The following is a 15420-nucleotide window of genomic DNA, read 5'->3' as shown; positions in this document are numbered from 1 at the left end:
CCACTTAATTCACCCAATACTTTGGTGATCGCCGCTGTCAGCGTAGTTTTACCATGGTCAACGTGACCAATAGTGCCCACGTTGACGTGGGGTTTTGTACGTTCAAATTTTGACTTGGACATTCTCGTCTACCTCGTTTAACTTACGTTATTTAGTTTTGTTAATGATCGCTTCTGCAACATTGTTTGGTATCTCACTGTACTTGGCGAACTCCATTGAGTAAGTTGCTCGACCTTGAGTAGCAGAACGCAAATCAGTTGCGTAACCAAACATTTCTGCAAGAGGCACTTCAGCCTTAATAATTTTTCCACTAGGTGCATCGTCCATACCACTGACCATGCCGCGACGGCGATTTAAATCACCCATCACATCACCCATATATTCTTCAGGTGTTACCACCTCGATATTCATCACAGGCTCTAACAGAGCTGGTGAAGCTTCTAAGGCACCATTTCTAAATGCCATTGAGCCTGCAACTTTAAAAGCCATTTCGCTGGAATCAACATCATGGTATGAACCGTCAAACAAGGTTACCTTGACATCTTCCACAGGGTAGCCGGCTATTACACCATTTTTCATCTGCTCTTGTATACCCTTATCTACAGATGAAATATATTCTTTTGGTACAGTACCGCCAACAACCGCATTTTCAAAGGCATAGCCAGCACCTTGCTCTTGCGGTTCAATCTTGATCCAGACGTGTCCATACTGGCCTTTACCACCACTTTGGCGCACAAATTTACCTTCTGCATCAACAGTTTTACGAATTGTTTCACGGTAAGCTACTTGTGGCGCACCTACATTCGCACTGACACTGAATTCACGTTTTAAGCGATCGATAATTATGTCTAGATGTAGCTCGCCCATCCCAGCAATAATTGTTTGGGCTGACTCTTCATCAGTAGATACTCTGAAGGAAGGATCTTCTTTTGCGAGCTTGCCTAGAGCAATACTCATTTTCTCTTGGTCAGCTTGTGTTTTTGGCTCAATCGCCACAGAAATCACAGGCTCAGGGAATTCCATTCTTTCTAAAGTAATCTTATGGTCCAGATCACAGAGTGTTTCACCAGTGATAGTGTCTTTCAAGCCAATTGCTGCAGCAATATCACCCGCTCTGACCTCAGATATTTCTTCACGGCTGTTAGCATGCATTTGAACAAGACGACCAATACGTTCTTTTTTGCCTTTAACCGGATTGAAGACAGCATCACCTGATTTTAGAACACCAGAGTAAACACGGAAGAAAGTTAAAGTACCAACAAATGAGTCAGAAGCAATCTTGAAAGCAAGTGCGGCAAAAGGTTGTGAGTCATCAGCTTCACGAGTTTCATAAACCTCGTTATCCACATCAACAAGACCTTTAATCGCAGGTACATCATTTGGAGCAGGCATATACTCAACGACCGCATCCAAGACAGCCTGGACACCTTTATTTTTAAATGCTGAACCACAAAATGCTGGCACGATTTCGTTAGCCAGGGTTTGGTTACGAATGCCTTGTTTGATTTCTTCCAGCGTTAATTCACCAGATTCCAAATACTGATTCATAAGCTCTTCGCTTGATTCAGCTGCAGTCTCAATTAACGCTTCATGATATTTCTGACATTCAGCCAGCATCGATTCAGGGATATCACGTAATTCATACGTCACACCAAGATCAGCTTCATTCCAGTAAATCGCTTTCATGCGAACAAGATCAACTACACCTTCAAACTCATCTTCTGAGCCAACAGGTAATTGCATCACTATCGGTTTTGCACCGAGACGATTTTTGATTTGGTCAATGACACGTAGGAAATTAGCACCTTGGCGATCCATTTTATTAATGAAAGCCAGACGTGGTACATGATATTTATTGGCTTGACGCCAGACAGTTTCTGATTGGGGTTCGACACCACCGACAGCACAGAAAACAGCTACTGCACCATCTAGTACACGTAATGATCTTTCTACTTCGATTGTGAAATCTACGTGACCTGGGGTATCTATAATATTGATACGATGTTGTTCAAATTGTTGATCCATGCCAGCCCAGAAGCAGGTGGTAGCAGCTGAAGTAATAGTAATACCTCGTTCCTGCTCTTGCTCCATCCAGTCCATAACAGCAGCACCATTGTGTACTTCACCAATTTTATGTGAGATACCCGTATAGAACAAAACACGCTCAGTTGTCGTGGTTTTACCCGCGTCAATATGAGCCATGATGCCTATGTTTCGGTATCTATTAATAGGTGTACTACGTGCCACTATTAGCTACTCTTAAATCAACAATGTTAAAGAACAAACCGTCACCAGAACGATGCTGGTGACGGAGAATAATAATTTTAGAAACGGAAGTGCGAGAACGCCTTGTTCGCTTCTGCCATGCGGTGTGTATCTTCTTTTTTCTTAACCGCTGTGCCTTTATTTTCATAAGCATCAGCAATCTCACCAGCCAGGCGCATACCCATTGATTTTTCACCACGTTTACGTGATGCTTCAACCAACCAACGCATTGCTAATGCTATACGGCGGTCTGGGCGAACTTCAACTGGCACCTGATATGTAGCACCACCAACACGGCGAGATTTTACCTCAACCATTGGACTGATGTTTTCGATGGCTTTTTGGAAAATTTCCAAACCGTTAGCAGACTTGCTTTCAGCAACAGTGTCTAATGCACCGTATGTAATTTTTTCAGCAACTGACTTTTTACCATCTTTCATGATGACGTTTATGAACTTCGCTAAACCGATGTTTTGAAACTTCGGATCAGGCAGTACTTCACGTTTGGCAACAACCCTTCTTCTTGGCATTTGTCTTTCCTAATACTTTATACGTTTAACGCTTAAGTTTTGTAACTTAGCCCTTCGGACGCTTAGCGCCATATTTAGAACGGCCTTGGCGACGTGCTGAGACACCAGATGTATCTAGAGCACCACGAACAGTGTGATAACGAACACCAGGTAAATCTTTAACACGACCACCACGAATCAGAACAACACTATGTTCTTGCAGGTTATGACCTTCACCACCGATGTACGAAGTTACTTCAAAACCATTAGTCAAACGAACACGAGCTACTTTACGCATCGCTGAGTTAGGTTTTTTTGGTGTAGTAGTGTAAACACGAGTACATACACCACGGCGTTGCGGACATGCTTGCAATGCCGGTACGTTGTTCTTTTTCTTTTGTTTCAATCTTGGCTTACGAACCAACTGATTAATTGTTGCCATTAGTACAACCTTAACAAATATCTATCGATGGTATCCTGCGATACTATTATTCTCGCATTACCATCCATTAAAAAGCGGGCACTCGAATTATGAGTGCCCGACAAAGAAGACGAATTTTATAACGTAAGAGACCTTACGTCAACACCTTTATGAAACCTCTTTGATTTCTTCGTCTTTATCTTCAGTTACTGTTGGTGTTTTAGTCACAGGTAAACCACCTGATGCTTCCTGACGACGACGCTGGCGCTCTTTATGATAAGCAAGACCAGTACCAGCAGGAATCAAGCGACCTACAATAACATTCTCTTTCAAGCCGCGTAAGTTATCGCTCTTACCTGTCACAGCAGCATCAGTCAACACACGTGTTGTTTCCTGGAACGAAGCCGCTGAAATAAACGATTCAGTGGCAAGTGAAGCTTTAGTTATACCTAACAATAGCGGTGTGAAGGTACATTCAACTTTCTCTTTAGCAAGTAACTCATCATTAGCATCAAGCGCACGATCGTACTCGACTTGCTCACCTTTCAGGAATTTACTATCACCGACAGAATTGATTTCTACCTTACGCAACATCTGACGAACAATCACTTCAATGTGCTTGTCGTTAATTTTAACACCTTGTAAACGGTATACTTCCTGAACTTCGCTCACCATGTAGTTAGCCAGAGCTAGAACACCTTTCAGACGTAAGATATCGTGTGGATCTTCTGGACCATCAACTAACATTTCACCTTTTTCAATATGTTCACCTTCGAACACTGAAACATGGCGCCATTTAGGAATAAGCTCCTCGTATGGCTCGCCTTCTTTAGGTGTAATGATGAGTCGTTGTTTACCTTTCGTTTCTTTACCAAAGCTGACCGTACCACTGATTTCTGCCATCAGTGCAGGATCTTTTGGTTTACGTGCTTCAAACAAGTCAGCAACACGTGGCAGACCACCAGTGATATCACGGGTTTTACTGCTTTCCTGAGGAATACGTGCAACGATGTCACCAATTTCAACTACTTGGCCATCACTAACACGAACAATCGCACCACCTGGCAGGAAGTACATTGCTGGAATATCAGTTCCAGGAATGAAAACGTCACTACCGTCAGCATCCGTCAGACGAACCATAGGTCGCATGTCTTTTGCTGAGCTACTACGTTGCTTAGGTTCACGGACAATTAGACTTGTCAATCCTGTCACTTCGTCGACGGTTTTATCAACAGTCACACCTTCGACCAAGTCACTCAGTTGAACAACACCCGCCACCTCGGTTACAACCGGGTGAGTATGTGGATCCCAGTTAGCAACGATTTGACCTGCATCTACAGCTTCATTATCCGCAACGGTCATTTCAGCACCATAAGGGATCTTATAGCGCTCACGCTCACGGCCGTTTTCATCAATCAGATGTAATTCACCTGAGCGTGATACAGCAATAAATTTACCAGCAGAGTTTTGAACATACTTAATGTTGTGATAACGAATATTACCTTTGTATTTCAAGGCAACAGAGTTATCAGCAGCTGTTCTTGATGCCGCACCACCGATGTGGAAGGTACGCATTGTTAACTGTGTACCTGGCTCACCGATTGACTGTGCAGCAATAACACCCACTGCTTCACCGACGTTGATTTGATGACCACGACCTAAGTCACGTCCATAACAAGCTGCACAAACACCATAGCGAGATTCACATGTGATGGCGCTGCGTACCAAGACTTCGTCAATACCTTCGTTTTCAAGTTTATTGACGGCTGCCTCATCAATCATTTCACCCGCGGCAAGAACAATACGCTCACCATCAGATGATTTCAGATCCTGCGCTACAACACGACCAAGTACACGCTCACCAAGCGGTTCAACAACATCACCACCTTCAATGATAGGCGACATGTTTATACCTAAAGTTGTGCCACAATCTTCTTCAACAACGACCAAGTCTTGAGAAACATCGACCAAACGACGTGTCAGATAACCTGAGTTTGCTGTTTTCAGTGCGGTATCAGCCAGACCTTTACGAGCACCATGAGTCGAAATAAAGTACTGTAAAACGTCCAGACCTTCACGGAAGTTCGCCGTGATAGGTGTCTCGATGATTGAACCATCTGGTTTAGCCATCAGACCACGCATACCAGCAAGCTGACGAATCTGTGCAGCAGAACCACGAGCACCAGAATCTGCCATCATATAGATGGAGTTCATAGATACTTGTTCAACAGCATTACCTTCAGCATCGATAACGGTATCTTTACCAATACCATCCATCATCGCTTTTGCAACTTGGTCATTTGTACGTGACCAGATATCGATAATTTTGTTGTAGCGTTCACCATCTGTTACCAAACCAGAGGCATACTGCGATGCAATTTCCTCAACTTCTGCTTCTGCTTTTGCAAGGATTGATGCTTTTTCGACAGGAATAACCATATCGTCAGCACCAACAGATGCACCAGACTGTGTTGCCTGAGTAAAGCCCAGGTACATTAACTGGTCAGCAAAAATGACGGTATCTTTCAAACCTAAACGACGGTAGCAAGTATTAATAAGGTCGCCAATCGCTTTTTTCGTCATCGCACGATCTATCACTGAGAATGGCAAACCTTTTGGTACGATGCTGAATAAAATGGCACGACCAACTGTTGTTTCTACACGGATACGACGAGATTGCTCTGGCTCTGGCAAAGTAATATCTGTTTCTTCTAAACGTACTGTTACTTTCGCATGTAAAGAAACTACTCTGTTATCGTAAGCACGACGCAACTCTGAAAGATCAGCGAATACACTACCTTCACCTTTCTCATTAACACGGTCACGAGTCATATAATAAAGACCTAAAACCACGTCTTGAGAAGGAATAATCACAGGCTCACCGTTAGCTGGCGACAAAATGTTATTTGTTGCCATCATTAATGAACGAGCTTCTAACTGTGCTTCCAATGATAACGGTACATGTACCGCCATTTGGTCACCGTCAAAGTCAGCGTTGAATGCACTACATACCAATGGGTGAAGCTGAATCGCTTTACCTTCAATAAGTAATGGTTCAAACGCTTGGATACCTAATCTATGCAATGTTGGTGCACGGTTAAGCATGACTGGATGTTCACGAATGACGTCTTCCAGGATATCCCAAACTTCAGGACCTTCGCGCTCCACCATTTTCTTAGCAGCTTTGATGGTTGTTGCTAAGCCTGCACGTTCTAATTTGCCGTAGATAAATGGTTTAAATAGTTCTAATGCCATTTTCTTAGGCAGACCGCATTGGTGCAGTTTCAGGTATGGTCCAACCACGATGACTGAACGACCTGAGTAGTCAACACGTTTACCCAGCAAGTTTTGACGGAAACGACCTTGTTTACCTTTGATCATATCTGCCAAAGATTTCAATGGCATACGATTTGTACCAGTGATGGCACGACCACGACGACCATTATCTAATAACGCATCTACTGATTCTTGCAGCATACGTTTTTCATTACGTACGATAATGTCTGGTGCATTTAGATCTAATAAACGTTTCAAACGGTTATTACGATTGATCACACGACGATATAAATCGTTCAGGTCAGATGTCGCAAAACGGCCACCATCAAGAGGCACTAAAGGACGCAGGTCTGGTGGAAGAACAGGAAGAACTTCCATCACCATCCACTCTGGATTATTTCCAGATTCGTGGAATGCTTCCATTAATTTCAGACGTTTGCTCAGTTTTTTGATTTTCGTTTCTGAGTTTGTGCCATCAATCTCTTCACGGATGGTTTCAATTTCTTTTACAACATTGATGTTGCGTAATAGTTGCTGAACAGCTTCAGCACCCATACGGGCATCAAATTCATCACCGTACTCTTCAACTGCTTGCAGGAATGTTTCATCAGACAGCAGTTGACCTTTTTCTAACGGTGTCATACCTGGGTCAACGACGATAAATGCTTCAAAATAAAGCACACGTTCGATATCACGCAATGTCATATCAAGGAATAATGAAATACGTGACGGTAATGATTTCAGGAACCAGATATGTGCAACAGGGCTTGCTAACTCAATATGGCCCATACGCTCACGACGTACTTTAGCCACGGTGACTTCAACACCACATTTTTCACAAATAACACCACGGTGTTTTAAGCGTTTATATTTACCGCATAAGCATTCGTAGTCTTTTACCGGACCAAAAATTTTGCAGCAGAACAAACCTTCACGTTCTGGTTTAAAAGTACGATAGTTGATGGTTTCAGGTTTTTTGACTTCACCAAACGACCATGACCTCACCATTTTAGGTGAGGCAAGGCCGATACGAATGGCGTCAAATTCTTCTGGCTGAGTTTGTTGCTTTAACAAATTAAGCAAGTCTTTCATCTTTCATTCTCCGCTGCCGTTAGACGGCTAATATCTTGATTATCAGTAACAACCCGGTATGTCTTATTCATCGACTAGGTCGACGTCAATACCAAGTGAGCGAATCTCACGGGTTAATACTTTGAATGACTCAGGCATACCTGCGTCCATTCGATAATCACCATCAACGATGTTTTTATAAATCTTAGTACGACCATTAACATCATCTGATTTCACAGTTAACATTTCTTGTAACGTGTATGCAGCACCATAAGCTTGCAGTGCCCAGACTTCCATTTCCCCGAAACGCTGACCACCGAATTGAGCTTTACCACCCAATGGTTGTTGTGTGACCAGACTGTATGGACCAGTAGAACGAGCATGCATTTTGTCATCAACCAAGTGATTCAGTTTCAACATGTGCATATAACCAATCGTTACCGGACGATGGAAAAAGTCACCTGTTCTACCGTCAATCAGTCTTGCCTGACCACTACGTGGCAGACCAGCCAGTTCCAACATGTTTTTGATTTCACCTTCATCAGCACCATCAAATACTGGTGTTGCCATAGGCACACCACCTTGAAGGTTTTTAGCTAATTCAATGATTTCATTGTCTGATAATGAGTCAAGGTCTTCTTTTGTACCGCTGGTGTTATAGACCTTATCCAAGAATCCACGCAGGTCAGCAATTGATTTCTGCTGTTCAAGCATTTCCTGAATACGATAGCCTAATCCACGTGCAGCCCAACCTAAATGCACCTCAAGAATCTGACCGATGTTCATACGAGAAGGTACACCCAGAGGGTTCAGTACGATATCAACTGGACGACCGTCTTCGGTATATGGCATATCTTCAACAGGGACGATATTTGAGATAACACCTTTGTTACCATGACGACCCGCCATTTTATCACCAGGCTGAATACGACGTTTCACAGCCAGGAAGACTTTAACCATACGCTGTACACCAGGAGCAAGATCATGTCCTGAAGTCAGTTTTTCTTTCTTCAGTTCAAATGCATCTTCCATTTCCTGACGGTACTGTTTCAGGTGTGTGTTAGCCTGTTCGAGTTGCGTGTTAAGCTCTTCAGACTCCATACGTAAATCAAACCACTTAGCATGTTCCAAACCGTCTAAATATTCTTTAGTCAGTTTAGTACCGGCTTTCAGGTTTGGACCACCTTCAGCGACTTTACCAATTAACGCACGTTCCAGACGTTCAAATACGTCTTCAACCATAATACGGTTCTGATCTTTTAAGTCAGCCCAAACTTTTTCAAGTTCCGCTTTCTCAATTTCACGTGTACGTTCGTCTTTCTCAACACCGTCACGAGTAAAGACCTGAACGTCAATAACTGTACCGTATGTGCCAGATGGAACACGTAATGATGAATCCTTAACATCAGCCGCTTTTTCACCAAAGATGGCTCTCAGCAGTTTTTCTTCTGGTGTTAATTGTGTTTCACCTTTTGGTGTCACTTTACCAACCAGAATATCGCCAGGTTTGACTTCAGCACCCACGTACACAATGCCAGACTCGTCTAGTTTTGCTAGCGCACTTTCACTGACATTCGGAATATCACTAGTGATTTCTTCTGTACCCAGTTTGGTATCACGAGCCAGACAGTTCAGTTCTTGAATGTGGATAGTTGTGAAGCGATCTTCTTCAACCACACGTTCAGAGACAAGAATTGAATCCTCGAAGTTATAACCATTCCAAGGCATGAATGCGACCAGGATATTTTGTCCTAATGCTAACTCACCTTTATCAGTCGATGGGCCATCAGCAAGTACATCACCAGCACCTACCATGTCACCAGGTTTTACGATAGGGCGTTGGTTGATACATGTACTCTGATTTGAGCGCGCGTATTTAATCAGGTTGTAAATATCAACACCTGATTCAGACCCTTCGGTTTCAGCATCGTTAACACGGATAACAATACGGCTGGCATCAACAGAGTCAACCACACCACCACGTTTAGCAGTCACCATAACACCAGAATCTTGTGCGACAACACGTTCAATACCCGTACCAACAAGAGGCTTATCTGCACGTAAAGTAGGTACTGCCTGACGTTGCATATTCGATCCCATCAAGGCACGGTTCGCGTCATCATGCTCAAGGAATGGAATCAAAGAAGCAGCTACCGAAACCACCTGACGTGGCGAAACGTCCATCAACTGTACTTGCTCAGATGGCGTCAGTGATGATTCATTACGGTAACGACAGTGAACCATGTTCTCAGCGATTGAATTATCATCATTCAACGCAATGGTTGCCTGAGCGATTTTATACTCACCTTCATCAATAGCTGATAAGTAAACAATTTCATCAGTCGCTTTGCTATCAATAACTTTACGGTATGGGGTTTCGATAAAGCCATATTCGTTAGTACGTGCATATGTAGCCAGAGAGTTAATCAAACCGATGTTTGGACCCTCAGGTGTTTCAATTGGACATACACGACCGTAATGTGTTGGATGTACGTCACGCACCTCAAAACCAGCGCGTTCACGAGTCAGACCACCTGGGCCTAAAGCTGATACACGACGTTTATGCGTGACTTCCGATAATGGATTGTTTTGATCCATAAACTGAGAAAGCTGGCTTGAACCAAAGAACTCTTTAATTGCCGCAGCAACAGGTTTTGCATTAATCAGCTGTTGTGGCATTAAGCCTTCTGACTCAGCAATACTTAAGCGTTCACGTACTGCACGCTCAACACGAACAAGACCAACACGGAATTGGTTTTCAGCCATCTCACCGACACTACGTACACGACGATTGCCTAAGTGATCGATATCATCGACAACACCATTACCGTTACGGATAGCGATTAATTCTTTCAGGACATCTAGGATATCTTCTTTTGAAAGAGTCCCTTCACCTTCCATCTCTTCACGACCCAGGCGACGGTTAAATTTCATTCGACCGACGTTAGAAAGGTCATAGCGATCCAGAGTAAAGAATAAGCTGGTAAATAAATTCTCAGCCGCATCTTCTGTAGGTGGTTCACCAGGACGCATCATGCGATAGATTTCAACTTTCGCTTCTAAAGGCGTACGTGTTTCATCCAATCGCATAGTATCTGACATAAACGGGCCATCATCGAGGTCGTTTGCGTAGATAGTTTCAATTTCATTGATATCAAAACGAGCAAATGCTTCTAACAGATCTTCAGTGATTTCATCGTTAGCAGAAGCCAGTAATTCACCGGTTTCTGGATCGATCATATCTTTTGCAATCACTTTTCCAACAAGATATGTTGAAGGTACCGTCAGCGAAGAAATACCTGATTTTTCCATACGACGAATATGACGACCAGTAATTTGGCGTTCAGCTTCGACGATGACTTCACCATCATTGTCAGTGATCTCAAAAGGTACAGATTGTCCACGTAAACGTTGTGGCTCAAGCTTCATTTCGAAGTTTTCGCCTTTTCTGACAAAGCTATCTGTACTGAAGAATATCTCAAGAATTTCTTGGTTGTTATAACCCAAAGCTCTTAATAAGACAGTCGCAGGTAATTTACGACGACGGTCAATACGCACAAACACTGAATCTTTTGGATCAAATTCAAAATCAAGCCATGAACCACGATAAGGGATCACGCGTGCATTGAATAAGATTTTACCGGAAGAGTGAGTTTTACCACGGTCGCTGTCGAAGAACACACCAGGTGAACGGTGTAGTTGCGACACGATGACACGCTCAGTCCCGTTAATGACAAAGTTACCTTTTTCAGTCATTAATGGGATCTCACCCATATATACTTCCTGCTCTTTAATGTCTTTAACGACTTTAGATTTTGCAGGGGCATCTTTATCATAAATGACAAGACGCATTTTAACTCTTAAAGGTGCAGCATAAGTAACACCGCGTAATTGACATTCTTTTACGTCAAAAGATGGGGTACCTAAACGATAGCTGACATATTGAAGCTCTGCCATGCCAGTATGGCTTTTGATTGGGAACACAGATTCAAAAGCGGCGTGTAGCCCTTTTGCTCCGCGCTCATCTGCAACGACGCCCATTTGTAGGAAATCCTGATAGGAATTCACCTGGGTTGCTAGAAGGTTTGGAACTTTCAAGACACTTGGACGCTTGCCAAAATCTTTACGAATCCGTTTTTTCTCGGTAAACGTATAGGCCATTTATTACACCTCGAAGAACGTCCTGAGTTCACTTTTGTGGACTTCAGGAAAGATTGTTTTCTTAATGGTCAGTAATATGCACTGACCAGCAACGGAAAAAGGCCGGTGACTAAAGTCACCAGCCATTTTCTTTTTCGTAACAGTCACTTGACCATCACGATGTGTGTGATGCTTACTTAAGTTCAGCAGCTGCACCAGCTTCAGTAAGTTGTTTAACAACGTCTTCAGCTTCAGCTTTTTCAACACCTTCTTTAACTGTAGCAGGTACGCCTTCAACCATGTCTTTAGCTTCTTTCAAGCCAAGACCAGTGATGCCACGAATTACTTTGATGACAGAAACTTTATTGTCACCGAAGCTTGTCATAACAACGTCAAACTCAGTTTGTTCAGCGGCAGCAGCAGCGCCACCTTCAGCAGGAGCAGCGGCAGCAGCTACAGGAGCAGCAGCAGTTACACCAAATTTTTCTTCCATTGCTTCGATCAGATCAACGATCTCAACAACAGTCATATTGGAAATCGCTTCCAAAATATCGTCTTTAGATACAGCCATGATAATTTTCCTATTTCAAGCTTACAGAATTTATTTACTTGCTCAACCCAGTAAAGGATTAAGCTGCGTCTTTCGCATCGCGAACAGCCGCGAACGTACGAACCATCTTGCTGGTAGGTGCTTGCAAAGTACGAACAAATTTCTCGATAGGCGCTTTGATGGTACCCATGAACATGCTGATAGCTTGATCTTTGGTTGGCATCTTCGCCAGTCTGTCAAGTTCACTGGCAGGGAATAATTTTCCACCCAGAGAAACCATTTTGACTTCAAGTTGTTTGTTATCTTTCGCAAAATCACCCATGACCCGTGCTACTGCACCTGGATCTTCCATAGAGAAGCCAAGAATCAACGGTCCAGTCATTCCTTCCTGCATGCAGGCGAAATCAGTACCTTCTACAGCACGGCGAGCTAATGTGTTACGAACTACACGCAGGTAAACATTTTGTTTACGAGCTGCAACACGTAGCTCGGTCATATCAGAAACTGTCAATCCACGATATTCTGCAGCAATTGCAGAATAAGCATTGGCAGCAACTTCAGCGACCTCAGCAACGACGGCCTTTTTACCTTCAAGATTTAAAGCCACCTAAGACCTCCTTAGGTTCATTCACATTCATGAATGAATAGTTGCTAAACAAGAGAGTGAAAAAACACTCCCACCTTTACGGTATTCAACGTCAGAGATTCTGCAGCTGAACCCGTCTGCGCAGGCTCGCTCACAGTTAGTGAGCCAATTAAAATTTCTTACCTGCGGTCTTAGACGACTCAGCCATAAGGCTGAGCGGTCCAAATTTTTTTAATCTATCCTAAGAAAGATTTATCTACAGTGACACCAGCACCCATTGTGCTAGAAACACTGATGCGTTTGATGTAAACACCTTTTGCTGAGCTAGGCTTCAACTTGTTAAGGTCATCAATCAACGCTTGTAAGTTTTGACGTAATGCGTCAGTTTCAAAGCCTGCATTACCGATTGGGCAATGGATGATACCGGCTTTATCTGTACGGTAACGAACCTGACCTGCTTTTGCATTTTTTACTGCTTCAGCAACATTTGGTGTCACAGTACCTACTTTAGGGTTTGGCATCAGACCACGTGGGCCTAAAACCTGACCTAAGGTACCAACGATACGCATAGCATCTGGTGAGGCAATAACTACGTCAAAATCCATATTGCCTTTTTTGATGTCTTCAGCCAGGTCTTCAAAACCAACAATATCAGCACCAGCTTCTTTAGCTGCATCCGCATTCGCACCTTGTGCAAATACTGCAACACGAACTGTTTTACCAGTACCGTTAGGTAATACTGTAGAACTACGTACAACCTGATCAGATTTACGTGGGTCAACACCTAAGTTGATAGAGACATCAATTGATTCAACAAATTTAGCTGAAGCATTTTCTTTGACGAATGTTAAAGCATCATCAATTGAGAATACTTTGCCATTTTTTAATTTTTCGCGGATAGCGCGAGTTCTTTTACCTAAAGCAGCCATTACTCAACACCCTCCGTGTTCAGACCCATGCTACGTGCAGTACCTGCAATTGTTCTCACTGCAGCGTCTAAGTCAGCAGCAGACAGATCAGGCATTTTCGTGTTAGCAATTTCTTCTAATTGCGCGCGAGTCACAGTACCAACTTTGTCAGTATTAGGACGGCTACTACCACTTTTCAGACCAGCCGCTTTTTTCAATAAGATTGAAGCAGGTGGTGTTTTAGTGATAAAGGTAAAGCTTTTATCATTATAAACAGTGATAACAACTGGAATTGGCAGACCATTTTCCATGTTTTGTGTTTGTGCGTTGAAGGCTTTACAGAACTCCATGATGTTCACGCCTTTCTGACCTAACGCTGGACCAACTGGTGGGCTTGGGTTTGCTCCGCCTGCTGGCACTTGTAGCTTGATATAAGCTTCAATTTTCTTTGCCATGATTTCTCCTTATGGGTACAAACGCTTTTCAGCTCCCCGCTTGATATAAGTCAACTCATTACGGTTGACCTTTGTCGAACTTAGCCTTTAGCTACCTGGCTAAACTCTAATTCCACTGGTGTTGAACGACCAAAAATAACCACCTCAACACGCAATTTACTTTTCTCGTAATTCACTTCTTCAACAACGCCTGTAAAGTCGTTGAATGGGCCATCAGTTACACGAACCACTTCACCTGGTTCAAACAAGACTTTAGGTCTTGGACTTTCAGCACCATCTTGAACACGTTGTAAAATTTGATTAGCTTCTGCTTCACTAATCGGCGCAGGTCTGTCGCCTGTACCACCAATAAAGCGAAGGACGCGTGGCAAATCATTCACCACATGCCATGTTTCGTCATCCATTTCCATATTAACGAGAACATAGCCAGGGAAGAATTTACGTTCACTCTTCCGCTTTTGACCTTCTTTCATCTCAACGACTTCTTCAGTCGGAACGAGGATTTCACCGAACTTATCTTGCAGCTCAAGGCGATTAATACGCTCTTCAAGAGATCGTTTTACTTGTGCTTCAAAGCCTGAATAAGCTTGAATTACATACCAACGTTTACTCATTTGAAACCCTGTTTTATAGTGTCAAAGCGCGAACGCCCCAACCTAATAACGAATCAACGCCCCATAACATCAACGCGACCATCATCACCATTAAGATAACGACCAAAGTCGTTTGGACTGTTTCTTGACGCGTAGGCCATACAACTTTTCTTACTTCAACATTGGTATCTCTAACATAAGATAAAACAGTTGAACCGATAGTTGTTTTTGAGGCGATAAACAACGATACGCCCGCGACTACTAACAAGCCTAGCACGCGTAGCAATGTTGAATACTCTGCGTATGTATAAAACAAAGTAATCGCAGCCGCCATTAAGACAACTGCGATAATTAGTTTAATATTGTCTGCCATTTTATTCGTTATATCCGCTTTGAGGAAAACATATGATGGCAGGCCAGGAGGGAATCGAACCCCCAACCTACGGTTTTGGAGACCGTCGCTCTGCCAATTGAGCTACTGGCCTATCATATGCTCTCAAAAATTGCTGAGTGCCTATGCACTCAGCATTGTGGCATCCTTATACTATTCGACGATTTTACTAACGACACCGGCACCAACAGTGCGGCCGCCTTCACGAATAGCAAAACGTAACCCTTCTTCCATCGCAATCGGTGCAATCAAAGT

13 protein-coding genes and 1 tRNA gene are annotated in these 15420 nt (G+C 43.2%); all 14 read right to left on the bottom strand.

The genetic code is table 11. From position 1 onward, the window contains the following. The coding region (locus BM232_RS14435) for a GTP-binding protein (protein WP_245752988.1) at nt 1–122 on the bottom strand (122 nt) is incomplete at its 3' end. A gap of 25 nt (nt 123–147) precedes the next feature. Then, the gene (gene fusA, locus BM232_RS14430; RefSeq protein WP_091716123.1) at nt 148–2247 is read right to left on the bottom strand and encodes an elongation factor G; all 2100 of its coding nucleotides are present in this window, start codon (nt 2245–2247) and stop codon (nt 148–150) included. A 77-nt stretch (nt 2248–2324) separates the two neighbouring features. Beyond that, on the bottom strand, nt 2325–2795 hold the full coding sequence (gene rpsG, locus BM232_RS14425; RefSeq protein ID WP_091716121.1) for a 30S ribosomal protein S7: 471 nt from the start codon (nt 2793–2795) through the stop codon (nt 2325–2327). Nucleotides 2796–2841: 46 nt separating this feature from the next. After that, nucleotides 2842–3216 (bottom strand): 30S ribosomal protein S12, encoded by a 375-nt coding sequence (gene rpsL / locus BM232_RS14420; protein ID WP_007144668.1) that lies wholly within the window; start codon nt 3214–3216, stop codon nt 2842–2844. A gap of 147 nt (nt 3217–3363) precedes the next feature. Further along, nucleotides 3364–7563 carry a DNA-directed RNA polymerase subunit beta' gene (rpoC, locus tag BM232_RS14415; RefSeq protein ID WP_091716118.1) on the bottom strand — a complete coding sequence of 1400 codons (4200 nt, stop codon included), beginning with the start codon at nt 7561–7563 and terminating at the stop codon, nt 3364–3366. A 63-nt stretch (nt 7564–7626) separates the two neighbouring features. Then, the gene (rpoB, locus tag BM232_RS14410) at nt 7627–11703 is read right to left on the bottom strand and encodes a DNA-directed RNA polymerase subunit beta (protein WP_091716116.1); all 4077 of its coding nucleotides are present in this window, start codon (nt 11701–11703) and stop codon (nt 7627–7629) included. A gap of 172 nt (nt 11704–11875) precedes the next feature. Further along, nucleotides 11876–12253 (bottom strand): 50S ribosomal protein L7/L12, encoded by a 378-nt coding sequence (rplL, locus tag BM232_RS14405; protein ID WP_091716113.1) that lies wholly within the window; start codon nt 12251–12253, stop codon nt 11876–11878. Between the two features lie 58 nt (nt 12254–12311). Next, on the bottom strand, nt 12312–12839 hold the full coding sequence (gene rplJ / locus BM232_RS14400) for a 50S ribosomal protein L10 (protein ID WP_091716111.1): 528 nt from the start codon (nt 12837–12839) through the stop codon (nt 12312–12314). Between the two features lie 215 nt (nt 12840–13054). Beyond that, nucleotides 13055–13747 (bottom strand): 50S ribosomal protein L1, encoded by a 693-nt coding sequence (rplA, locus tag BM232_RS14395; RefSeq protein ID WP_091716109.1) that lies wholly within the window; start codon nt 13745–13747, stop codon nt 13055–13057. Further along, nucleotides 13747–14181 carry a 50S ribosomal protein L11 gene (gene rplK, locus BM232_RS14390; RefSeq protein WP_091716106.1) on the bottom strand — a complete coding sequence of 145 codons (435 nt, stop codon included), beginning with the start codon at nt 14179–14181 and terminating at the stop codon, nt 13747–13749. The genes rplA and rplK overlap by 1 nt, the downstream gene beginning before the upstream one ends. A gap of 80 nt (nt 14182–14261) precedes the next feature. Beyond that, nucleotides 14262–14795 (bottom strand): transcription termination/antitermination protein NusG, encoded by a 534-nt coding sequence (nusG, locus tag BM232_RS14385; protein ID WP_091716104.1) that lies wholly within the window; start codon nt 14793–14795, stop codon nt 14262–14264. 13 nt (nt 14796–14808) lie between these two features. Then, entirely contained in the window at nt 14809–15108 is a 300-nt protein-coding gene (gene secE / locus BM232_RS14380) for a preprotein translocase subunit SecE (RefSeq protein ID WP_245752984.1), read from the bottom strand. A 75-nt stretch (nt 15109–15183) separates the two neighbouring features. Continuing rightward, nucleotides 15184–15259: transfer RNA gene (locus BM232_RS14375), tRNA-Trp, on the bottom strand. Between the two features lie 59 nt (nt 15260–15318). Then, nucleotides 15319–15420 (bottom strand): EF-Tu C-terminal domain-related protein (locus BM232_RS14370; protein WP_143092304.1); only part of this gene is annotated, 102 nt, incomplete at its 5' end.

The sequence above is a fragment of the Methylophaga sulfidovorans genome (genome assembly GCF_900114205.1).
In the GTDB taxonomy this organism is placed as follows: domain Bacteria; phylum Pseudomonadota; class Gammaproteobacteria; order Nitrosococcales; family Methylophagaceae; genus Methylophaga; species Methylophaga sulfidovorans.
This window is presented reverse-complemented; position numbering and strand designations above follow the sequence as displayed.

Excerpts from the sequence above, each read along its gene's own strand:
- rpsG (WP_091716121.1), bottom strand. The coding sequence starts at position 2,795 with ATGCCAAGAAGAAGGGTTGTTGCCAAACGTGAAGTACTGCCTGATCCG.
- rpsL (WP_007144668.1), bottom strand. The coding sequence starts at position 3,216 with ATGGCAACAATTAATCAGTTGGTTCGTAAGCCAAGATTGAAACAAAAG.
- rpoC (WP_091716118.1), bottom strand. The coding sequence starts at position 7,563 with ATGAAAGACTTGCTTAATTTGTTAAAGCAACAAACTCAGCCAGAAGAA.
- rpoB (WP_091716116.1), bottom strand. The coding sequence starts at position 11,703 with ATGGCCTATACGTTTACCGAGAAAAAACGGATTCGTAAAGATTTTGGC.
- rplL (WP_091716113.1), bottom strand. The coding sequence starts at position 12,253 with ATGGCTGTATCTAAAGACGATATTTTGGAAGCGATTTCCAATATGACT.
- rplA (WP_091716109.1), bottom strand. The coding sequence starts at position 13,747 with ATGGCTGCTTTAGGTAAAAGAACTCGCGCTATCCGCGAAAAATTAAAA.
- rplK (WP_091716106.1), bottom strand. The coding sequence starts at position 14,181 with ATGGCAAAGAAAATTGAAGCTTATATCAAGCTACAAGTGCCAGCAGGC.
- nusG (WP_091716104.1), bottom strand. The coding sequence starts at position 14,795 with ATGAGTAAACGTTGGTATGTAATTCAAGCTTATTCAGGCTTTGAAGCA.
- secE (WP_245752984.1), bottom strand. The coding sequence starts at position 15,108 with ATGGCGGCTGCGATTACTTTGTTTTATACATACGCAGAGTATTCAACA.